The sequence below is a fragment of the Streptomyces sp. RP5T genome (genome assembly GCF_003933965.1).
In the GTDB taxonomy this organism is placed as follows: domain Bacteria; phylum Actinomycetota; class Actinomycetes; order Streptomycetales; family Streptomycetaceae; genus Streptomyces.
On the sequence record NZ_RSAJ01000101.1, the window covers coordinates 1 to 20,734 of the forward strand.

Genomic DNA, 20,734 nt, shown 5'->3' on the forward strand with positions numbered 1-20,734 from the left:
GTGAAGCTGCCGGACTGGCAGTCCTTGATGAACGCCGCACGCGCACGCTAGACGCGCCAAGGCCGAGCGGGTCGGCTACGGCACGCCCGCACCGGGCAACGAACCGGCAACACCGCCGAAATCAACAAACTGTTCAAGGCGCCTACGGTCTCGGACATGGCCCAAACCACCCCTGTGCACCCCGTGGACGAAGTCCCCCCGGTACGGCAGCTCGCCGCCTTCGGCCTCCAGCATGTCCTCGCGATGTACGCGGGCGCCGTGGCCGTCCCCCTGATCGTCGGCGGCGCGATGAAGCTGTCACCGGCGGACCTGGCGTATCTGATCACCGCCGACCTGCTGGTGTGCGGCGTCGCCACCCTCATCCAGTGCATCGGCTTCTGGCGCTTCGGCGTACGGCTCCCGATCATGCAGGGCTGCACCTTCGCCGCCGTCTCCCCCATGATCCTGATCGGCACTACGGGCGGCGGGCTCCCGGCGATCTACGGCTCCGTCATCGTCGCGGGGCTCGCGATCATGCTGCTCGCCCCGGTCTTCGGCAAGCTGCTCCGCTTCTTCCCGCCGCTGGTCACCGGCACGGTGATCCTGATCATCGGCGTCTCCCTGCTGCCGGTCGCGGGCAACTGGGTGGCGGGCGGCGCCGGATCGGCGGACTTCGGCGCGCCGAGGAACATCGCGCTGGCCGTTTTCGTGCTGGCGGTGGTGCTGGCTGTGCAGCGGTTCGCGCCGGCCTTCCTGACCCGGATCGCGGTGCTGATCGGCATCGCGGCGGGCCTGGCGGTGGCCGTCCCCTTCGGGTTCACGGACTTCGGCGCGGTCGGGGACGCGGACTGGGTCGGCGTCAGCACACCGTTCCACTTCGGGGCGCCGACCTTCGAGTTCTCGGCGATCGTGTCGATGCTGGTCGTGGCGCTGGTGACGATGACCGAGACGACCGGTGACCTGATCGCGGTCGGCGAGATGACGGACCGGAAGGTCGAACAGCGGTCCCTTCCGACGGGCTGCGCGCGGACGGCCTGTCGACCGTGCTCGGCGGCGTCTTCAACACCTTCCCCTACACGGCGTACGCCCAGAACGTCGGTCTCGTCGGCATGACCCGGGTGCGCAGCCGCTGGGTGGTCGCCACGGCGGGCGGCATCCTGGTGCTGCTGGGTCTGCTGCCCAAGCTGGGCGCGGTGGTCGCCGCGGTACCCGCGCCGGTGCTGGGCGGGGCGGGGCTGGTGATGTTCGGGACGGTCGCGGCCGGCGGCCTGAGGACCCTCGCCCGGGTGGACTTCCGGGGCAACCACAACCTGACCGTGGTGGCCGTGTCGGTCGCCGTGGGGGTGCTGCCGGTCGGGGTGCCGACGCTCTACGAGAAGTTCCCCGACTGGTTCCAGACGGTGATGAACAGCGGTATCAGCGCGGGCTGCCTGACCGCGATCGTGCTGAACCTGCTCTTCAACCACCTTCCGGCGAAGCGGGATTCACTCGCTCCCGAGCCGGACGGCCTGACGGTCGGCGGCATCGAGGAGGGCATCCAGCAGCCCCGGGAAGAGATCGTCTAGGTCGTCCTGGCGCAGGCCGCTCATCTTGGCCGTGCCCCGGTAGATCTGCCGGATCACACCGTTCTCGCGCAGCACCCGGAAGTGGTGGGTGGTAGTCGACTTGGTGACGGGCAGGTCGAAGTGCGAACACGAGAGCTCGTCGCCCACCGCGGCGAGCTCTCGCACGATCCGCAGGCGCATCGGGTCGGAGAGGGCGTGCAGGACGCCCTCCAACCGGATCTCGTCGCGCTCCGGGTGCGGAAGGGCACGGCTGCTGACGGCGGGGGAGGTCACGGCGGCTCCACTTCTCCAGACTGCCCGGGGCTCCACGGGCGCGGCAAGCGGCCCCGGACACCTCATTGTACGAGACCTCTCGTAGTTTGACATCTGGCGTACTACGATGCCTATCGTACGAGTCGACCAGCACCGGTCCCGTGACGAATGGAGCCCGCCGTGAGCGCACTCTTCGAGCCCTTCACCCTCCGCGACGTGACGATCCCCAACCGGGTGTGGATGCCGCCGATGTGCCAGTACTCGGCCGCCGCGGAGGGTCCCTCGACCGGCGCCCCGAACGACTGGCACTTCGCGCACTACGCGGCCCGCGCGGCCGGCGGCACCGGCCTGATCATCGTCGAGGCCACCGGCGTCAGCCCCGAGGGCCGCATCTCCCCCCACGACCTCGGCATCTGGAACGACACCCAGGTGGAGGCGTTCCGCCGGATCACCCGCTTCCTGGTCTCCCAGGGCACGGTCCCGGGGATCCAGCTCGCCCACGCCGGCCGCAAGGCCTCCACCGGCCAGCCGTGGAAGGGCGGCGCACCGCTCACCCCGGACGCACTGGGCTGGCAGCCGCTCGGCCCGAGCCCGCTGCCCTACGACGAGTCGCACCCGGTGCCGACCGAGCTGACGTCCGCTCAGATCACCGAGATCGTCGGCCAGTTCGCGGACGCGGCCCGGCGCGCCCTCGCCGCCGGCTTCGAAGTCGCCGAGGTCCACGGCGCCCACGGCTATCTGATCGGCAACTTCCTCTCCCCGCACAGCAATCAGCGCACCGACGAGTACGGCGGCTCGTACGAGAACCGCACCCGCTTCGCGCTGGAGGTCGTCGACGCGGTGCGCGAGGTCTGGCCCGACGACAAGCCCCTCTTCTTCCGCATCTCGGCGACCGACTGGCTGGAGGAGGGCGGCTGGACGGCGGACGACACCGTCCGTTTCGCCCACGACCTCCGGGCCCACGGCATCGACCTCCTGGACGTGTCCACCGGTGGCAACGCGTCGGGCGTGCGCATCCCGGTGGGCCCCGGCTACCAGGTCCCCTTCGCCGCCCGCGTCAAGGCGGAGACCACCCTCCCGGTCGCGGCGGTCGGCCTCATCACCGAGGTCGAGCAGGCCGAGAAGATCCTCTCCAACGGCGAGGCGGACGCGGTGCTGCTGGGCCGCGAGCTGCTGCGGAACCCGTCCTGGGCCCGGCACGCGGCCCGCGAGCTGGGCGCGGACGTGCACGTTCCGCAGCAGTACCACCGGTCGGTGTGACCCGCCGACGGGGCTCCAGTTGATCACGGCGGGCCCGGGACACCTCGCAGGAGGCCCCGGCCGGGCTCCCCGCACCCCGTCCGGCGGGACGCGCGCGCACCGCGCAGGAACATCCCGCCGGAAGGACCGCAAGGGTCAGCGAGGTGTCAACTCGCCGTGCATTCTTTGCCGTTGAGCGTGAAGGCACCGGGCGCCGCGCTGTTCCCGCCGTGGTTCGCCTGATAGCCGATGCTGACACTCGCGTTAGGCGCGATCGTCCCGTTGTAGGTCGCGTTCGTCGCCGTCACCGCGCCGGAAGCCGGAGCGTACGTGGCGCCCCAGCCGTTGGTGATGGTCTGGCCCGCGGGGAGGGTGAAGGCCAGCTGCCAGCCGTTGATCGCGGACGTGCCGGTGTTGGTGAGGGTGACCGAGGCCGTCAGACCGGTGCTCCAGGCGCTCGTCGTGGCCGTCGCCTTGCAGGCGCCCGGCTGGGGCTGGGGTGCCGGGCCCGAGCCGTCGAGGCCGAAGAAGGTGAGGGCGCGGGCGGCCATGCCGGTGGCGTAGAGGTTGTGGCCGACGCCCTGGAGGCTGATCGCCTCGACGGCCGCCCGGTCACCGGTGGCGCCGTAGCGGGTGCGGGTCCAGCCGGAGACCGGCGTGTCCGTGGCGGCGGGCGTCTGGCTGACACCGAGGACGTTGGTCCACTGCTTGATCTCCTCGCCGAAGTTGGGGTAGCGCAGCACGTCGTCCTCGGTGCCGTGCCACACCTGCATGCGCGGCCTGGGGCCCGTGTAGCCGGGGTAGGCGGCGCGGACCAGGTCGCCCCACTGCTGCGGGGTGTGGGTCACGGTGCCGCCCGAGCAGGCGCTGTTCCACTCGGAGCCGTCCGTCGTGGCGAAGCAGCCGAAGGGGACGCCCGAGAAGGCGGCGCCCGCCGCGAAGACGTCCGGGTAGTCGCCGAGCAGGACGTTCGTCATCATCGCGCCGGAGGAGATGCCGGTGACGTAGATCCTGGCGGTGTCGGCGGAGTAGGTGCGCACCGTCCAGTCGATCATCGACTTGATGCCGACGGGATCACTGCCGCCGCCCCGCTTCAGCGCCTGCGGCGAGGACACGTCGAAGCACTTGCTGGACCGGGTGACCGAGGGGTAGATCACCACGAAGCCGTAGGTGTCGGCCAGCCGGGCCCACTCGGTGCCGTTGTACATGGCCGGACCCGAGCCGGTGCAGTAGTGCACGGCCACGACGACCGCCGGGTGTGCGGTGACGCTGCCCGGCACGTACAGGTACATCTGCAGGTTGCTGGGGTTCGTACCGAAGCCGGTGATCTCGGTGAGGGCCGCCGTGGGGGCGGCCTCCGTGCGGGCCGACGCGCTGGGGGCGGTGGCGAAGAGCACCGCCGCGACTAATGCCAGCAGCGCCGGCAGCACCGAACTCAGAGGCCTCCTGGGGATGGTGGACACGTCCTTGCCCCTCTCTCGGAAGGATCAGCTCTCTCGGAAGGATCAGCTCTCTCGGAAGGATCAGAAGGATCAGCAGGGTGAGTCGGTCCGGATCGACAGGGTGCGGCGCCCCGGAAATCTTTCGGAAGGGAAGCGTCCGGCGAGCATCGTGGCATGCACATGGTCGCCATGGAAGCGCTCCCACGCATCGAAAGAATTCGCTCACCCCGGCCGCCGCCGCCCCGTCCGAACGGCCGGATGTCTTCTGCGCAAAGCGTTGACCAGAAAGCGCTTACCCCTTACGGTCCGTTCAGCGATGTGACCGACCCGCCTCACCGGGTCCCCGCATTGCCGCCTTGCACTGCGTACGTCGTTCAACATGGCGATCAGTTTTCACGTACATGACCCAACAGGCACCAGGCAGGCACCACGAAGGGACGCACCCGCATGCGTACTCACCCCCCACGTACACACGCGCAAAGATCCGCTCTGGCCGCCGGTGCGGCCGCGCTCGCGACGGCGGTCGCCCTGGCCGTCCCGCAGCCGGCCGGGGCCGCCGAGACCTCCCCCATCGGTTTCGGCGCCGGAACCACCGGCGGTGGCAGCGCCTCCGCGGTCACCGTCTCCACCCTCAGCGCCTTCAAGACGGCCGTCACCGGCAGCACGGCGAAGGTCGTCAAGGTCAACGGCCTGATCTCACTGAGCGGCACGGTCGACGTCGGCTCCAACACCACGGTGCTGGGCGTCGGTTCGTCGTCCGGGTTCACCGGTGGCGGGCTGCGGCTGAAGAAGGTCACGAACGTCGTGGTGCGCAACCTGAACATCAGCAAGCCCCTCGCGCCCGCCGACGGCATCGAGGTGCAGGCCTCGACGAAGGTGTGGATCGACCACAACTCCTTCTCGGCGGACCGCGATCACGACAAGGACTACTACGACGGGCTGCTGGACATCAACCACGGCTCGGACAACGTCACGGTGTCCTGGAACACCTTCAAGGACCACTTCAAGGGCTCGCTCGTCGGCCACAGCGACAACAACGCGAGCGAGGACACCGGTCACCTGAAGGTGACGTACCACCACAACTGGTTCAACAACGTCAACTCGCGCATCCCCAGCCTGCGTTTCGGCACCGGGCACTTCTACGACAACTACGTCGTCGGCGCCGAGACCGCGGTGCACTCGCGCATGGGCGCCCAGATGCTCGTGGAGAACAACGTCTTCCGCAGTACCGGAGTCGCTGTCACCACGAACCGGAACAGTGACGTGGACGGTTACGCCAACCTGCGCGGCAACGACCTCGGCGGAGCCGCCACCGAGGTCTCCAGGGTCGGCACCTTCACCACCGCTCCGTACAGCTACACCGCCGAGCCCGCCTCCTCCGTCGTCACCTCGGTGACGGGCGGCGCGGGCACCGGAAAGCTCTGACCTCCCCCCAACAAGGAAGAAGGATTCGGGACATGACTTCTTCGGCACGTCCACGCGCGCGTACCCGCGCGCTGACCGGAGCCATGGCCGCCCTCGGCCTCTCGGTTGGCATGATCATGACGCTCAATACGCCGACGGCGACCGCGGCCACCTGGCCGACCGCCAACGGCAGCCAGGCGGTCTCCTCGACCATCGAGCTGTCCGGCACCAAGGACTACGGGATGAAGCGCCTGTACGGCACGGGCGACCTCGGCAGCGGCAGCCAGGACGAGGACCAGGGTCCGATCCTGAACCTGGCCGCCGGCACCGTCCTCAAGAACGTCATCATCGGCGCCCCCGCGGCCGACGGCATCCACTGCGCGGGCAGCTGCACGCTGCAGAACGTGTGGTGGGAGGACGTCGGCGAGGACGCGGCGACCTTCCGCGGCTCCTCGTCGTCCAACGTGTACACCGTCTCCGGCGGTGGCGCGCGGTCGGCCAGCGACAAGGTGTTCCAGTTCAACGGCGCCGGCACGCTCAACGTCTCGAACTTCGCGGTGCAGACCTTCGGCACCTTCGTGCGCTCCTGCGGCAACTGCTCGACGCAGTACAAGCGGACGATCAACCTCAACACCATCGAGGCGACCTACTCGGGCAACAAGCTCGTCGGCATCAACACCAACTACGGCGACAGCGCGACCCTGAAGAACATCACCATCGTGGGCGACTCCAGCAAGAAGATCGTCCCGTGCCAGAAGTACATCGGCAACAACACGGGCAAGGAGCCGACGACGAACGGCTCCGGACCCGACGGTACTTACTGCAAGTACGCCACCTCCGACATCACCTACAAGTAGCCGCTCGGCAGGTGAAGGCGGTCGTACGAAGCGCCCCCGCACGGCGCTTCGTACGGCCGCCGTGTCATGCGCGCGGGTGTCCCTGCGGGACGGTGCCGGCCAGCTCGCCCTGATAGGCCGCGTACGCGGAGCGCAGTGCGGCGCCCGGCCAGTCGGGCGGCAGGAGTTCGGGCGGCAGCACCGGGTCGGTCAGCAGCCGTCGTACGACCGCCGCGAAACCGGTGAGCCGGTCGGCGGGCCGGTCCGCGCGGGCGACATGGGCGAGCAGCGCCCGGGAACCGGCCGCCCAGTCGTCGAGGGGCCACAACGCGGCGGCCAGCTCGGGGCCGGACCCGTCCGGGCGGGCCGAGAAGCGCCGGGCGACCGCGTCGAGATCGTCCGGGAGCGGCCGGAGCAGGTTGGCGGGGCGCAGCCAGACGCCCTCGCGGAGTTCGGCGAGCCGGAGGGCGGTCAGCCGTGCGCGCAGCTCGGCACGTTCGGCCGGTCCACGGCCCGTCGCGGTGATCACGACCGTCTCCCATTCGCCGTCCCACGTGCGCGTGCGGGGGTGCACGGAGTCGTCCTGACGGCGCTGCCGGGCGAGCAGACGGTCGCTGAGGCCGTAGACGGAGCCGGAGCGCCGCAGGTCGCCGGCGCTCACCATCCGGCTCAGCGCGGCACGCAGCGTGGAGCCGCCGACGCCGAACGGCTCGACCGCGCGGACCAGGTCCTTCACCGGCATCTCCGGCGGATGCGCGCCCAGCAGCAGGCTCAGCACGACCGACCGGGCGGACAGCGGCCGCAGGTCGACCTCGCCGGGCTGCTCCGACACGTTCCTCGCCATGGTCACGTACTGTACGGCCCCGCTCTTGTTGCACTATTGCTACGACCGCAGGGCAAGTGCAACATGGACGGCATGGTCTCCCTTCCCGCGCCGCCCGAGCAGGCCGCCACTCACGCCGTCACCAACCAGCCCCCTCCCCTGGCCCCGTACGACGCCTCCGACGATCCCGTCCTGCTGGAAGGGCTGCGCCGCGAGGGCGCCGAATGGGCCGAGGAGGGGATCCGCGGGCTCGGTCTGCGGGCCGGCGGTGCCGAGGCCCAGGAGTGGGCGGATCAGGCCAACCGGCACGAGCCGGTGCTGCGCACGCACGACCGCTACGGCAACCGGATCGACGAGGTCGACTTCCACCCGAGCTGGCATCACCTGATGCGGACCGCCGTCGCCGAGGGCATGGCCGGCACACCGTGGGCGGAGGACCGCAGCGGCGCCCATGTCGCGCGCACGGCGGGCGGCCTCGTGTGGGGGCACACGGACGCGGGCCACGGCTGTCCCACGTCGATGACGTACGCGGCGATCCCCGCCCTGCGCAGGGAGCCGGGGCTGGCGAAGGTCTACGAACCCCTGCTGACCGGCCGGGAGTACGAGCCGGGGCTCAGGGTGCCGACCGGGAAGCGGGGACTGCTCGCCGGCATGGGGATGACCGAGAAGCAGGGCGGTTCCGACGTCCGGACGAACACCACGACGGCCACACCGTCGGCGGAGTCCGGGGTGTACACCCTGCGGGGGCACAAGTGGTTCACGTCGGCGCCGATGTGCGACGTGTTCCTGGTGCTGGCGCAGGCGCCCGGCGGGCTCTCGTGCTTCCTGGTCCCGCGCGTCCTGCCGGACGGCAGCCGCAACACCTTCCGCATCCAGCGCCTCAAGGACAAGCTCGGCAATCGCTCGAACGCCTCCTCCGAGCCCGAGTTCGACGCGACCGTGGCCTGGCTGGTCGGCCCCGAGGGGCAGGGCGTCAAGACGATCATCGAAATGGTCAACTGCACACGGCTGGACTGCGTGATGATGTCGGCGACCCTGATGCGCAGGACGCTCGTCGAGGCCGGTCACCACGCCCGGCACCGCAGCGCGTTCGGCGCCCGGCTGCTGGACCAGCCGCTGATGCGCAACGTCCTGGCCGATCTGGCGCTGGAGTCCGAGGCCGCCACCACCCTCACGCTGCGCCTCGCGGGCGCCGCCGACCGGGCCGTGCGCGGGGACACCGGCGAGCAGGCGTTCCGCCGCATCGCCACCGCGGTCGGCAAGTACTGGGTCACCAAACGGGGTCCGGCCTTCACCGCGGAGGCCCTGGAGTGCCTCGGCGGCAACGGCTACGTGGAGGACTCGGGCATGCCCAGGCACTACCGGGAGGCTCCCCTGCTGTCGATCTGGGAGGGCTCCGGGAACGTCAACGCCCTGGACGTCCTGCGGGCGTTGCGCCGCGATCCGGACACCGCTCAGGCGCTGTTCGGCGAACTCGCCCTGGCCCAGGGAGCGGACGCCCGTCTGGACTCGTCCGTGGCCCGTCTCAAGGACCTGCTGGTCACGGCGTCCGAGGCGGGTGCGCGCCGGCTGGTGGAGCACATGGCCCTGACGCTCCAGGCCTCCCTCCTCGTCCGGCACGCCCCGCCGGCGGTCGCCGACGCGTTCTGCGCGACCCGGCTCGGCGGCGACTGGGGCCACGCCTTCGGCACACTGCCCGAGGCCGCGGACGTGGACGCGGTCCTCGCACGGGCGCTGCCCGGCGACAACTGAGGCCGTTCCGGGGCCTCCTGGCGAGAACCGGACCGCCTCCCTGTCCGGATCGCTCACCGTCACACGCTGATTCCGCTTCGTTGTCGGTCCCGTGGTGCAGACTCCGATCAGTTGGTACTTCGCCTGGGGAGGACAACGTGTTGACGGGGATCGACGAGGTCGACTGGGCCTCGCTGCGGCATGCGTACGGCAGCGCGGCGGACGTGCCCGGACTGCTGCGGGGGCTCGCCTCCGCGGACCCGGCCGAGCGGGAGACGGCCCTCGACGGGATGTACGGCGCCGTGCACCACCAGGGAGACGTGTACGACTCGACGCTGGCCTGCGTTCCGTTTCTGCTCGCGCTCGTGGCGAGCGGGGAGGTCGCGGACCGGGCCGGCATCCTCGAACTCCTCGTCAGCATCGGGGCGGAGGACGCGGGCCGGGAGGACGACGCGGAGGGACGTCTGCGCGCGCGGGCCCGGGTCGGGGTGCGCGCCGGCGCCGAGGTGTTCGTCCGGCTGGCGGGGGACGCCGATCCCTCCGTCCGCCGCGCCGCCCCCGCGGCCCTGGTCCGCTTCCTGGACGAACCGGCGCGTGTGCTGGGGCTGTTGAGGCAGCGCTGCGCGCTGGAGCGGGACGACCGGGTCCTGCACGCCCTCGCCGAGAGCCTGGGCCTCTTCGTGCGACGGCATCCCGGGCACGCGGCCGGGGCGCTGGACCTGCTGACCGCACAGAGCGCCGATCCGTACGACCCCGGGCTGCGGCTCGCCGCCCTCGGCCAGCTCGCCTGCTGCGCCCCCGACCGGCTCCCGCCCGACCTGGTGCCGCTCGCCGTCGGCCTGCTCAGAGAGCGGTCCGCGCGGCGCTCCACCGGGCGTCAGGGCGTCGGCTGTCCCCACACCGGAACCCTCGCGAGCCGGCTGGGGCGGCTGCGGCCCTCGGACGAGGAGGGCTCGCAACTGCTGCGGACCCTGCACCGCGGGCTCGGTGACCGGCTCGACGAGCGCACTGCGCTTCTGCAGGGGCAGTTGACCAGTCCGGCCGCCGTCGACAGGTGCAACGCCGTGTGGATGGCGGCGGGGCTGTTCCGCGAGTGGCGCGGCGACCGGACCGTGACCGTCCGGCTGATAGGCGCTCAACTGGTCGCCGAGGAGGACCGGTTGCGCGACGCGGCCGTGTCCGTCCTGGGTGACCTGTTCGGCCTGGCCGCTCCCGCCGCCGACGACCTGGCCGCCCTGGTGACCTCCCGGCCGGACCTGTGGACACGGCACCGGGAGCGCGGGGTACGGGCGCTGGGCGGCCCGCTCAAGGCCCTTGCCAGGAGCGGCGACTCCCGGGCGGTACCGGTCCTGGCGCAGGTGCTGGCGGGCCCGGAGGCACCCGACGACCTGGGCCATGTGATCGCGCATCTGGGCCCCGCGGCGGCCCCGCTCGCGCCCGCCCTGCGTCGGCGTCTGGGCGAGATCGCGCCGGACCCGGCCGGGGTCTTCGAGCGGGCCGTACCGCTGCTGTCGGCGCTCACCGCGCTGGGCGACACGGAGGCCGTACCGGAGGTGCTGCGGCTCCTGCGGCTCCTGCGGGGCCTGCCGGAGCGGTCGCGGATGCGGGACGCCGTGGTGGAGGCGGCCGTCCGCGCTCTGGAGGTGTTCGGCACTGCGGCGCCCTCCCAGGTCCTGCCCGCGCTGCGGGAGCTGCTGGAGACGGAGTACGCGGCGGTCGCCGCGGGGGCGCTGTGGTCGGTGGAACGCGACCCGTCGGCCGTACTAGCCGTATTGACCGGTGAGTTGGCCGTCGGCAGGCCCCGACGGCGAGCGGCCGCGGAGGCGTTGGCACGCCTCGGGCCGAAGGCCGGCGGGGCGCTGCCCGAGGTGCGGCGAATGGTGCCGGCCGAGGATCCGCGGGAGCGGGTGTCCGCCGCGTGCGCGGTGTGGCGGATCTCCGGGGACGCGGAGTTCGCCGCACCGGTCCTGCGGGCCGCCTGGACGGAGAATCCGCGCACGCGCCGGACCATCACCGCCTGCCTCGCCGCGCTGGGGCCCGCCGGAGCGCCCCTGCACGATCTCCTCCGCGCCGAACTGGCCGCTCGGCGAAGGCACTTGGCAACCCCGTCCGGCGGGTACGGCAGCCATGACGTGCTGGACGACGAGCGATTGGTGCGGGCTTGCGGGGAGGTGCTGGGAACGGAGTAGGGCGGCCCAGCACGGAGGTCGCTCGGGGAGACCGTCGGATCACTTCGCGCGGCCCCGCCCGTCGGTGCTACCTCCCGTCGGCCCGCCTTCCGCCCCACAGGGGTCCGAAGTACGCCCAGTCCGTGTCCCACTGGTCGAGCCGGCGGCGTTCCATCCGGCCGCGCAGGACCCGGCCGCCCACGAAGGGCACGGCGGCGGTGCTCACGCCGACCAGGACGCCGATCAGCGCGGCGCGGATCCTGGCCTGGTCCCGGGTGGCGGGCTGGGTCATCAGACGCCCCCGGGCGTCGGTCCAGACGGTCACCGGGGTGCCCTGGGTGCTGCCGGGGTCGACGCGCACCTGGCCCGTGTGGACCGAGCCGTCGGCCCCGGTCCAGGCCACCTCGCCCCACACCCGTTCACCGCTCGACTTTCCCGGGTCGGCCGTGCCGGGCGCCCGGTCGGCGAGCCGGGCCACGACCGGCCGCCACTCGACACGCTCCAGCGCCAGCTGGTGCTCGACCGCCCGGCTCGCCCCCAGACCGGCGAGCACCCCGGCCACCAGGGTGAGCAGCCAGGCCCCGAGCACGACCCACGCCTCGACGGTGTCGGCACGGCGTCTGAGCGGATTGCGTCGCCAGCGCCACAGCCAGACCTTGGGACCACGGAACGCCATCGAAGGCATCCTCCTCATGAGCGACGGGCGCACGAACATGCCGGACCGACCTCCCATACGGGAGAGTCCCCCTGGATGCTCACGTCTCACGGCGAGTTCTCCGTCACCACGGTCCCAGCGGCCGCCCGGCACCGCCGGCATCTTTCCGAAAGCCGCCCGTCAATCGCCGCAGCCGGTTACCCTCCCCGCCCTGACCTGCGGTGAAGCCCTTTCCAGAGGTGACTGTCAGTGGCGGGGTGCAGACTGGCCGGTGTCTGGGACAAAGACGTCACGGAGGTGATCGGTATGGCTGAGAAGCTGCTTGCCGTGGGGACGCGCAAGGGTCTGTTCATCGGGCGCGAGCGAGGCGGCACCTGGGAGTTCGACGAGAGCCCGTATTTCAACGCGCAGGCCGTGTACTCGGTCGCGATCGACACCAGGGGCGAGCGCCCGAGGCTGCTGGTGGGCGGCGACAGCGCGCACTGGGGGCCGTCGGTGTTCCACTCCGACGACCTGGGCCGCAGCTGGACGGAGCCCGCGCAGCCCGCCGTGAAGTTCCCGAAGGACACCGGGGCCTCCCTGGAGCGGGTCTGGCAGCTCCACCCGGCGGCGGCCGAGCCGGACGTGGTGTACGCGGGCACGGAACCGGCCGCGTTGTACCGCTCCGAGGACCGCGGGGAGAGTTTCGAGCTGGTCCGGCCGTTGTGGGAGCATCCGACCCGGTCGAAATGGGTGCCGGGCGGTGGCGGCGAGGGACTGCACACCGTCCTGACCGACAGGCGGGACCCGCGCGCGGTGACGGTGGCCGTCTCCACGGCGGGGGTGTTCCGCACCCGGGACGGCGGCGCGAGCTGGGAGCCTTCCAACTCCGGTGTCTCGGCGGTGTTCCTGCCCGACCCGAACCCGGAGTTCGGCCAGTGCGTGCACAAGGTGGCCCGGGACGCGGCGGATCCGGACCGCCTGTACCTCCAGAACCACTGGGGTGTGTACAGGAGCGACGACGCGGGGGCGCACTGGACGGACATCGGCGAGGGACTGCCGTCCACCTTCGGCTTCGCGGCGGCCGCCCATCCCCACCGCGGCGGGACGGCGTACGTCTTCCCGATCAACGCCGACGCGGACCGGGTCCCGGCCGGTCACCGGTGCCGGGTCTTCCGCACGGCGGACGCGGGCAGGACCTGGGAGCCGCTCACGGCGGGCCTGCCGCAGGAGGACCACTACGGCACGGTGCTGCGGGACGCGATGTGCACGGACGACGCGGACCCGGCCGGCGTCTACTTCGGCAACCGCAACGGCGAGGTGTACGCCTCGGCCGACGACGGCGACAGCTGGCGGCAATTGGCCTCCCACCTGCCGGACGTGCTGTGTGTACGGGCGGCCCTCGTGGCGTGACCCGGCCGGGGCCGTCTCCGGGCCCACGCCGGCGAGAGCGGGCGCCGGTCGTCCGGAGGCGGCCCGGGACACGCCGCGGCAGGGTCGACCGTCACCCCGCCGCCCGGTCCGTCACCGTCCGGCGCGCTACGGCAGTTGCCAGTTCACCGGCTGTCCGCCCTGGCGGACCAGCAGGTCGTTGGCGCGGCTGAACGGGCGCGAGCCGAAGAAGCCGCGGTCCGCCGACATGGGTGACGGGTGGGCGGACTCGATCGCCGGGAGGTCGCCGAGGAGGGGGCGGAGGTTGCGGGCGTCACGCCCCCACAGGATCGACACCAGCGGCTTCCCGCGCGCCGCCAGCGCCCGGATGGCCTGCTCGGTGACCTCCTCCCAGCCCTGCCCGCGGTGCGCGCCGGGTTTGCGCGGGGCGGTCGTCAGCGCCCTGTTGAGCAGGAGCACGCCCTGCTGGGTCCACGGGGTCAGATCGCCGTTCGACGGTCTGGGCAGTCCGAGGTCGGAGTGCATCTCCCGGAAGATGTTCTCCAGACTCCCCGGCAGCGAACGCACTTCGGGCGCCACCGCGAAACTCAGCCCGATCGCCATCCCCGGTGTGGGGTAGGGATCCTGACCGACGATCAGGACGCGGACGTCGTCGAAGGGCTGCTGGAAAGCCCTCAGGACGTTCGCCCCGGCCGGCAGATAGGTCCGGCCCGCCGCTATCTCGGCCCGGAGGAAGTCCCCCATGGCCGCGATGCGTTCGGTCACAGGTTCGAGAGCCTTCGCCTAACCTGCTTCGACAAGTTCATGCAAGGGTCGTGGTGCCACGGCGCGTCACTCTACTGGCACGCACCGACACCCCGCATACCCAGGGAAGACTCCCCCGCACGCCGCCCCTCGGGCGCTACTCTTCCTCCCCGTCGAGATCTTCGGGCCGGCCGGGCCGAGCGCGCCGCCGGTCGTCGGGAAGGGTGGAGCCGGATGCGTGCAGCGGCGGGTGACGGATTCCTCGCCGTCGACTCCGGCGGCTCCGGCCTGCGGGTGGTCGTCGGCGCTCCCGAGCGGGGGACCACGGCCCCGCGGGAGTCGCGGGTGCCGGTGCGGACGGGTCCGCGCGGCATCGACCCGGGGCATCTGATGGAGCAACTGGTGCCCCTGGTCCGGGACCTGCTGCCCGGGGCGGGGGTGAGCGGGCTCGGCACCGCCGTCGTCGGGGCGGCCGGTCTCGCCACGCTGGGCGACGCCCTGCGGGCGGAGCTTCCCGGCGCGCTGGAGCGGGAGTTCGGGGTGCGGACCGTCGCGCTCGTCGCGGATGCCGTGGCCGCCTACGCCGGTGCCCTCGGCCGGCGCCGGGGCGCGGTGGTCGCCGCGGGTACCGGTCTCGTCGCGATCGGCACCGACCTCAAGTCCTGGCGCCGGGCGGACGGCTGGGGCCATCTGCTGGGCGACTGCGGGGGCGGCGCGTGGATCGGGCGGGCCGGTCTGGAGGCGGCACTGCGCGCCCACGACGGGCGGTCCGGGGGCTCGGCCGCGCTGCTGGCCCGGGCCGAGGAGTCGTTCGGACCGGTGCGGGAGCTGCCCGGCCGGCTCTACCCGCGCACGGACCGGCCCGCCGTACTGGCCTCCTTCGCGCCCCAGGTGGCGGCCTGCGCCGGGAGCGATCCGGTGGCCGGGGGCATCCTGCGCGAGGCGGCCCGCCACATGGCCGACTCCGCGGCCGCGGTCTGTCCGGCGGAGGGCGAGGCGTATGTCGGTCTCACCGGTGGCTTGTTCGGGATGGGTGCCGCCCTCCTCGTACCGCTGGAGGAGGAGCTGGAGAGGCGGCTGCCGCACGCGCGGCGAGTCCCGGCGGCGGGCGGGCCGCTGGAGGGATCCGTACAGATCGCCACAGAACTGGCGCGCGGTTCGCTCACCCTGCCGCCGGACGAGGCGATGGTGTACGTGGTGAGCCCAAAGAGGGGCTGAAGCGGACGTAACTCATCAGACAAATCCGGACGGATACCGCTCACCTGCACCCTCCCCGAACAGGGAAGCCCAGGAAGCCAGTAACATGCGTCGCCATGAGCTCCCCCACTGGGCCCGCGTCCGGCCTGCCAGTACGAATGCCGCGACCTCGCCAGCCCGGGCGGCACCGCCGACCCGAGCCGCTGGCGGCTCCCGAGGGCGCGCCCGCGCTCGTCCTCGCGGTCCCGGGCACCCCCGGCGCGGCCACGCGCAGCCTCGCCGAGGAGGTCGTGAGCATCGCCCGCTCCGAACTGCCCGGCCTCGACGCGCGGATCGGCTACCTGGACGGGGACGACTCGGAGTTTCCGACGCTCCAGGCCGTGCTGGTCCACACCGCCGACGAGCGCACCGCCCGTTACGAGCAGGCCAAGGCCGCCGGGGTGGACGTCAAGGAGCCCGAGGGCCCCGTCGCCGTCGTGGTGCCGCTGCTCGCCGGTCCGGACAGTTCGCTGCTGCGCCGGATCCGCCAGGCCGTGATGGACAGCCGCATCGCGGCGGACCTCACCGATGTGCTGGGCCCGCACCCGCTGCTCGCCGAGGCGCTGCACGTGCGGCTGTCGGAGGCCGGGCTGGCCCGCGCCGACCGCGCTCGTCTGTTCGCGGTGACGACCGCCGCGGACGGCATCATCCTGGGCGCGGTGGGCGGCGAGGAGGCGGTGCAGGCGGCCGGGATCACCGGCATGCTGCTCGCCGCGCGGCTGGCCGTGCCGGTGATGGCGGCGGCGCTGGACCAGGACGGCTCGATCGCGTCCATCGCCGAGCAGCTGCGGTCCTCCGGTTCGCAGCAGCTGGCCCTCGCGCCCTACCTGATAGGGCCGGAGATCGACCCCGCCGTGATCGAGGACGCCGCCAGGGAGGCCGACTGCTCCGCCGCCGACCCGCTCGGCCCCTACCCGGCGATCGGCAAGCTCGTCCTCGCCAAGTACACGACCGCGCTGGGCATCGCCCCGCAGCAGGCGCAGGGCGCCCCGGTGCGCTGAGCGCGCGCACCGCGACCGCGCACACCGAAAGGGCCCGCTCCAAGCGTCGGAGCGGGCCCTTCGCCGTGGCGGCCCCCGGTCAGCCGAAGATCACGCAGGAGGCGGCCGGCACCTCGATCGAGCCCTCGTAGCGGGGCAGGCCGGTCGCCGGATCGACGGCGAACCAGGTGACGTCGCCGGAGCGCTCGTTCGCGACGTACAGGAAGCCGCCGTACTCCGCGAGGGCGCGGGGCCAGTGGCCGCCGCAGATGACGGTGCCGACCAGGCGCAGCTCGTCGCCCTCGACGGCGAACGTGGACAGGACGTCCTCGCCACGGGTCGCGGTCCACACGAACCGGCCGTCGGCGGACGTGACCACCCCTGACGGATACGCGTCACCCGAAGGGACGCCCGCCAGCACGGGGATCTCGCTCAAGGGCTTCAGGAAGCCCTCCTCGGCGTCCCAGCGGCACACGGTGAGGGTCGGGGTGAGCTCGTTGAGCACGTAGGCGCGGGTGCCGTCGGGGTGAAAGGCCAGGTGGCGCGGTCCCGAGCCGGGCCGCAGGGCGATCTCGCGGTGCACGTCGAGGGCCCCGTCGGCCAGGGTGCACACCCGCACGGAGTCCGTGCCGAGGTCGACGCTGACGATCCACCGCCCGCTGGGGTCGGGCTGCACCTGGTGGGCGTGCGGGCCCTGCTGGCGGGGTGTGTGCGGGCCCGCGCCGGTGTGTCGGAGCACGCCCGAGGGGCCGCCCGCGAGGGAGCCGTCGGGGCGCAGCGGCACGGTGGTGACGCTGCCGGAGCCGTAGTTGGCGGTCAGGACGTGTCCGGAGTGCACGGCGAGGTGGGTGGGCCCGCTGCCGTCCACCGGCACCGGCGGTCCCGCCGGTTCGGGCCGGTCGCCGGTCACCCGGTAGGCGGCGACGGCGCCCTCGGCCGTCTCACTGACCGCGTACAGCAGGTCGCCGCCGGCCGACAGGGCCAGGTACGACGGATCGGGTACGCCGTTGAGGCCGCCGAGCACCTTCAGCACGCCCGTGCCCGGGGTCACCGCGGCCGTCACGATGCCGGGGCCTCCCGCCGCCGTGAACGACCCGATGTAGGCCCGTCGCCGTTCGCCGCCGTCTGCCACAGTCGTCCCCTCTCGGTCGGTGCCGTTCGGGGCGACGGTAGCAGCCGATCACTACCGGTCTAGACCAACCTCGGGAAATTCGCGGGCGGACGGGGGAAGGGGTCCGGTTCAGGCTCCCACCAGCGGCGAGCCGGTCGGGGTCCGCAGGGGCGCGGCCAGCTCCGCGAGCGCCCGTTCCAGTCCGTGCAGATGGGCCAGCGCGGGTTCCTCGGCGGGAAGAGGATCCGTCAGCGGCAGGTCCCTGCCCTCCGTGAGCGCCTCCACGGCCAGCTCCACCCGTCGGCACGCGACGGTCAGGCGGGTGTCGTGCGAGGCCTCGGGGTCGGAGGCGACGGCGACCAGGCCCCGGATCTCCCGGGCGCAGTCGTCCAGGAGGGCCAGCACGCGACGGGCGCGGCGCTTGCGGGCCGACACGGGATGCAGGGGGTGGACCAGCGGGGCGACCGACAGACGGACCCGGCCGAGCAGTTGCTCCAGCTCCGCCACGCGGTCGGCCGGGTCGGCGTCCGGTACGCCCGCGAGACGGGCGGCGGCCTCCGCGGTGCAGGCGTGGACACAGCGCAGGGCGCGCTGGATCCAGGCGTCGGTGACGCTGTGGGTGGTGATCGGCAGGACGAACAGCACCGCCAGGACGGCCCCGACCGCGCCCACGCCGGTCTCCGCGAGCCGCAGCGCCAGCAGGCCGGGTTCCAGGACGCCGAGGAGGCCGTAGAGGAGCTCGGCGAGCAGGGTGACCCAGAGCATCATCCAGGTGTACGACAGGGCGGCCGTGTAGAAGATGCCGAAGACGCAGACCGCGACGAGGACGGCCGTGGGTGCCGGTGCCCCGTGCAGCGGTACGGCGACGATCAGGCCGAGACCGATGCCGATCACCGTGCCGAGGACGCGGCGGAAGCCGCGCACCAGGGTCTCGCCGCGTGAGGCGGTGTTCACGAAGATCCACCAGGTGGCGCCGACGGCCCAGTACCAGCGCTGCCCGGAGACCAGCTGGCCGACGACGAGGGCGAAGCCCGCGCCCGCCACGGCCTGCACCGCCTGGCGCGTGGTCGCGCGGGCGAGGCCGGTGCCGGCGGGCGGAGCGGGCACGGGGGCCGGGGGGAGCCGGCGTTCGTAGCACCACAGGCCGAAGCGGACCGCGGCGGCGGTGAGCACGGACAGCAGGACGGCGGCGTACAGCTCCGGCAGCCGTTCGGTGGTCGCGTGCAGGAACTGCGCCACGAAGAAGGTCATGAACGCGAAGACGCCGAGGCTGTGCCCACGCGGGCCCCAGCGCCGGGCGTAGACGCCGGCGCCGACCACGGCGAGGAAGGTGAGGTCGCGGGCGACGGGGTGGGCGTGGAGCCCGGCCGCGGCGGTGAGCACGGGGAGGCCCACCGCGGGCAGCAGGGCGGTGGTGAGCGCCTGCGCCTTGACGGTGGCGTCCGTGACGGTGAACAGGGCGAGCAGCGCGGCGAGACCGCCGGTGACGGCACCGGCGAGCGAGTGGCCCGCGAGGCCGCACACCACGACGGCGGCTCCGATGCCGAGCACCGCCCGCGCGGCGAAGCGCAGCCGGACCCGGCCCGGGTCCGGCGCCATGAACACCCTCTTCAGCACGTACCGCCCCCTGAAACCCTCGGGTGCCGGGTGCACCGGCATGGAAAAGGCGCCGCGGGGTCCGCAGCGCCATCGACTGGCTCATTGCAGCATCCTGGGCGCTGTCGGCTCAAGCGAGGTCGATTAAGCTGGGCCATTGGTACAGCGAAGGCGGCTCAGCAGCGGCCGTCGGCGGGCCAAAGGACCATGCACGAGGAGGCCGTACGCCATGGCCGTGGACGAACTCGACACCCGCATCCTGCGACTGCTGCTGGAGCAGCCGCGGACGAGCGTGCGGGAGTACGCGCGGATCCTCGGGGTCGCCCGGGGCACCTTGCAGGCGCGGCTGGACCGCCTGGAGCGGGACGGGGTGATCACCGGCACGGGGCCCTCGCTGTCGCCCGCCGCGCTCGGGCATCCCGTGCTGGCGTTCGTGCACATCGAGGTGACCCAGGGGCGGCTCGACGACGTGGGGGACGCGCTGGCGGCCGTTCCGGAGATCGTCGAGGCGTTCTCGATCGCGGGTGGCGGGGATCTGCTGACGCGGGTCGTGGCGCGGGACAACGCGCATCTGGAGGACGTGATCCAGAAGGTGATCAGTCTGCCGGGCGTGGTGCGCACCCGTACCGAGGTGGCGCTGCGGGAGCGGGTCGCGTACCGGCTGCTGCCGCTGGTGGAGTCGGTCGGGCGCACGACCCGCGGTTGATCTTTGACATCCTGGACGCCATGAGCGGGCTCAACGGCACGGCAGTCATCTTCGATCTCGACGGAACGCTCGTGGACAGCGAGCCGAACTACTACGAGGCGGGCCGGCGCACCCTCGCCGAGCACGGCGTCCCGGACTTCACGTGGGCCGACCACCAGCGGTACGTCGGGATCAGCACCCGGGAGACGGTGGCGCACTGGAAGGCGCTGTACGGGCTGCGGGCGTCCGTGGCGGAGCTGCTCGCGGACAAGAACCGCCGCTATCTGGAGCTGGCCCGCACCGCCACGCGCGCGTACCCCGAGATGCGGAGGTTCGTGGAGCTGCTCGCCGGTGCGGGGGTGCCGATGGCCGTGGCCTCGGGGTCGTCACGGGAGGCCATCGACGCGATCCTGGCCGGGACGGGGCTCGACGCGTACCTGCGGACGACCGTCTCGGCCGACGAGGTAGCCCGCGGCAAGCCGGCGCCGGACGTCTTCCTGGAGGCGGCCCGCCGGCTCGGCGCCGAGCCGGCCGACTGCGTGGTCCTGGAGGACGCGGCTCCCGGCGCCGCCGCCGCACACGCGGCCGGCATGCGCTGCATCGCGATCCCGTACGTCGCGGCCCAGGCGGACGCACCCGAGTTCGCCGGCGCCGGTCTGCTCCTGCGGGGAGGCCAGGAGGAGTTCACGGCGCGGGGGGCTCATGAGTGGCTGTTGAGGGGGGTCGGCTGACGATCCCGGTCCTGCCCCGGGCCGGGATCGGGCCCGGGACGGGACCGAGCCGGGGTATGACACGGTTCCCATGCCTCGCGAGCCCCGGCGAGGCTTCGGCCGACGGTGCCTCCAAAGCCTCGCGCTCGCGGCCGGCTGACCGGAACTGGTCGCTCCGGACCCGTTGACCCTCCCCCGCCCCCTCCC

16 protein-coding genes and 2 pseudogenes are annotated in these 20,734 nt (G+C 72.7%); 11 read left to right on the plus strand and 7 right to left on the minus strand.

Features of this window, described 5'->3' with window-relative positions; genetic code table 11:
* Nucleotides 1-156: 156 nt before the first annotated feature.
* Nucleotides 157-1,544: pseudogene (locus tag EHS43_RS13685) on the plus strand (nucleobase:cation symporter-2 family protein).
* Here the strand turns inward: EHS43_RS13685 and EHS43_RS13690 are convergent.
* Nucleotides 1,464-1,817 (minus strand): helix-turn-helix transcriptional regulator, encoded by a 354-nt coding sequence (locus EHS43_RS13690; protein WP_125191039.1) that lies wholly within the window; start codon nt 1,815-1,817, stop codon nt 1,464-1,466. The pseudogene EHS43_RS13685 and the gene EHS43_RS13690 overlap by 81 nt on opposite strands.
* 159 nt (nt 1,818-1,976) lie before the next feature.
* Here EHS43_RS13690 and EHS43_RS13695 point away from each other — a divergent pair, with 159 nt between their 5' ends.
* Nucleotides 1,977-3,056, plus strand: coding sequence for an NADH:flavin oxidoreductase/NADH oxidase (locus EHS43_RS13695; RefSeq protein ID WP_125191040.1), 1,080 nt, complete (start codon nt 1,977-1,979; stop codon nt 3,054-3,056).
* 146 nt (nt 3,057-3,202) lie between these two features.
* On the opposite strand, the gene EHS43_RS13700 is transcribed toward EHS43_RS13695, so the two are convergent.
* Nucleotides 3,203-4,498, minus strand: a complete 1,296-nt coding sequence (locus tag EHS43_RS13700; protein ID WP_125191041.1) for a PHB depolymerase family esterase — start codon at nt 4,496-4,498, stop codon at nt 3,203-3,205.
* 426 nt (nt 4,499-4,924) lie between these two features.
* Here EHS43_RS13700 and EHS43_RS13705 point away from each other — a divergent pair, with 426 nt between their 5' ends.
* Together EHS43_RS13705 and EHS43_RS13710 are read left to right on the plus strand one after the other, a co-directional pair.
* Nucleotides 4,925-5,902 carry a polysaccharide lyase family 1 protein gene (locus EHS43_RS13705; RefSeq protein ID WP_125191042.1) on the plus strand — a complete coding sequence of 326 codons (978 nt, stop codon included), beginning with the start codon at nt 4,925-4,927 and terminating at the stop codon, nt 5,900-5,902.
* 32 nt (nt 5,903-5,934) lie between these two features.
* Entirely contained in the window at nt 5,935-6,738 is an 804-nt protein-coding gene (locus EHS43_RS13710) for a pectate lyase (RefSeq protein WP_125191043.1), read from the plus strand.
* 64 nt (nt 6,739-6,802) lie between these two features.
* On the opposite strand, the gene EHS43_RS13715 is transcribed toward EHS43_RS13710, so the two are convergent.
* A complete protein-coding gene (locus EHS43_RS13715; RefSeq protein ID WP_125191044.1) occupies nt 6,803-7,561 on the minus strand; it encodes a PaaX family transcriptional regulator C-terminal domain-containing protein in 759 nt (252 codons plus the stop codon).
* A 72-nt stretch (nt 7,562-7,633) separates the two neighbouring features.
* On the opposite strand from EHS43_RS13715, the gene EHS43_RS13720 reads away from it, so the two are divergent.
* Nucleotides 7,634-9,292 carry a DNA alkylation response protein gene (locus tag EHS43_RS13720; RefSeq protein ID WP_125191045.1) on the plus strand — a complete coding sequence of 553 codons (1,659 nt, stop codon included), beginning with the start codon at nt 7,634-7,636 and terminating at the stop codon, nt 9,290-9,292.
* 137 nt (nt 9,293-9,429) lie between these two features.
* Nucleotides 9,430-11,460, plus strand: a complete 2,031-nt coding sequence (locus tag EHS43_RS13725) for a HEAT repeat domain-containing protein (protein WP_125191046.1) — start codon at nt 9,430-9,432, stop codon at nt 11,458-11,460.
* A gap of 67 nt (nt 11,461-11,527) precedes the next feature.
* Here EHS43_RS13725 and EHS43_RS13730 read toward each other — a convergent pair whose 3' ends face one another.
* Complete coding sequence (locus tag EHS43_RS13730) at nt 11,528-12,115, minus strand: hypothetical protein (RefSeq protein ID WP_125191047.1); 588 nt, start codon at nt 12,113-12,115, stop codon at nt 11,528-11,530.
* A 285-nt stretch (nt 12,116-12,400) separates the two neighbouring features.
* Here EHS43_RS13730 and EHS43_RS13735 point away from each other — a divergent pair, with 285 nt between their 5' ends.
* The gene (locus EHS43_RS13735; protein ID WP_185806235.1) at nt 12,401-13,486 is read left to right on the plus strand and encodes an exo-alpha-sialidase; all 1,086 of its coding nucleotides are present in this window, start codon (nt 12,401-12,403) and stop codon (nt 13,484-13,486) included.
* 126 nt (nt 13,487-13,612) lie between these two features.
* Here EHS43_RS13735 and EHS43_RS13740 read toward each other — a convergent pair.
* Nucleotides 13,613-14,290: pseudogene (locus EHS43_RS13740) on the minus strand (uracil-DNA glycosylase).
* Between the two features lie 153 nt (nt 14,291-14,443).
* Between EHS43_RS13740 and EHS43_RS13745 the strand changes: the two are divergent.
* Nucleotides 14,444-15,427 carry a BadF/BadG/BcrA/BcrD ATPase family protein gene (locus EHS43_RS13745; RefSeq protein ID WP_125191050.1) on the plus strand — a complete coding sequence of 328 codons (984 nt, stop codon included), beginning with the start codon at nt 14,444-14,446 and terminating at the stop codon, nt 15,425-15,427.
* A gap of 95 nt (nt 15,428-15,522) precedes the next feature.
* The gene (locus EHS43_RS13750; protein ID WP_125191051.1) at nt 15,523-16,446 is read left to right on the plus strand and encodes a sirohydrochlorin chelatase; all 924 of its coding nucleotides are present in this window, start codon (nt 15,523-15,525) and stop codon (nt 16,444-16,446) included.
* Nucleotides 16,447-16,525: 79 nt separating this feature from the next.
* On the opposite strand, the gene EHS43_RS13755 is transcribed toward EHS43_RS13750, so the two are convergent.
* Together EHS43_RS13755 and EHS43_RS13760 are read right to left on the minus strand one after the other, a co-directional pair.
* Nucleotides 16,526-17,557, minus strand: a complete 1,032-nt coding sequence (locus EHS43_RS13755) for a lactonase family protein (RefSeq protein WP_125191052.1) — start codon at nt 17,555-17,557, stop codon at nt 16,526-16,528.
* 108 nt (nt 17,558-17,665) lie between these two features.
* Nucleotides 17,666-19,153 (minus strand): FUSC family protein, encoded by a 1,488-nt coding sequence (locus EHS43_RS13760; RefSeq protein WP_125191053.1) that lies wholly within the window; start codon nt 19,151-19,153, stop codon nt 17,666-17,668.
* Nucleotides 19,154-19,361: 208 nt separating this feature from the next.
* Between EHS43_RS13760 and EHS43_RS13765 the strand changes: the two genes are divergently transcribed.
* A complete protein-coding gene (locus tag EHS43_RS13765; protein ID WP_125191054.1) occupies nt 19,362-19,838 on the plus strand; it encodes an Lrp/AsnC family transcriptional regulator in 477 nt (158 codons plus the stop codon).
* 20 nt (nt 19,839-19,858) lie between these two features.
* Nucleotides 19,859-20,548, plus strand: coding sequence for an HAD family phosphatase (locus tag EHS43_RS13770; protein ID WP_125191055.1), 690 nt, complete (start codon nt 19,859-19,861; stop codon nt 20,546-20,548).
* Nucleotides 20,549-20,734 lie beyond the last annotated feature (186 nt).

Coding starts and splice junctions, on each gene's coding strand:
- EHS43_RS13705 (WP_125191042.1), top strand. CDS start 4,925: ATGCGTACTCACCCCCCACGTACACACGCGCAAAGATCCGCTCTGGCC.
- EHS43_RS13710 (WP_125191043.1), top strand. CDS start 5,935: ATGACTTCTTCGGCACGTCCACGCGCGCGTACCCGCGCGCTGACCGGA.
- EHS43_RS13715 (WP_125191044.1), bottom strand. CDS start 7,561: ATGGCGAGGAACGTGTCGGAGCAGCCCGGCGAGGTCGACCTGCGGCCG.
- EHS43_RS13720 (WP_125191045.1), top strand. CDS start 7,634: ATGGTCTCCCTTCCCGCGCCGCCCGAGCAGGCCGCCACTCACGCCGTC.
- EHS43_RS13730 (WP_125191047.1), bottom strand. CDS start 12,115: ATGGCGTTCCGTGGTCCCAAGGTCTGGCTGTGGCGCTGGCGACGCAAT.
- EHS43_RS13735 (WP_185806235.1), top strand. CDS start 12,401: ATGGCTGAGAAGCTGCTTGCCGTGGGGACGCGCAAGGGTCTGTTCATC.
- EHS43_RS13745 (WP_125191050.1), top strand. CDS start 14,444: ATGCGTGCAGCGGCGGGTGACGGATTCCTCGCCGTCGACTCCGGCGGC.
- EHS43_RS13750 (WP_125191051.1), top strand. CDS start 15,523: ATGAGCTCCCCCACTGGGCCCGCGTCCGGCCTGCCAGTACGAATGCCG.
- EHS43_RS13765 (WP_125191054.1), top strand. CDS start 19,362: ATGGCCGTGGACGAACTCGACACCCGCATCCTGCGACTGCTGCTGGAG.
- EHS43_RS13770 (WP_125191055.1), top strand. CDS start 19,859: ATGAGCGGGCTCAACGGCACGGCAGTCATCTTCGATCTCGACGGAACG.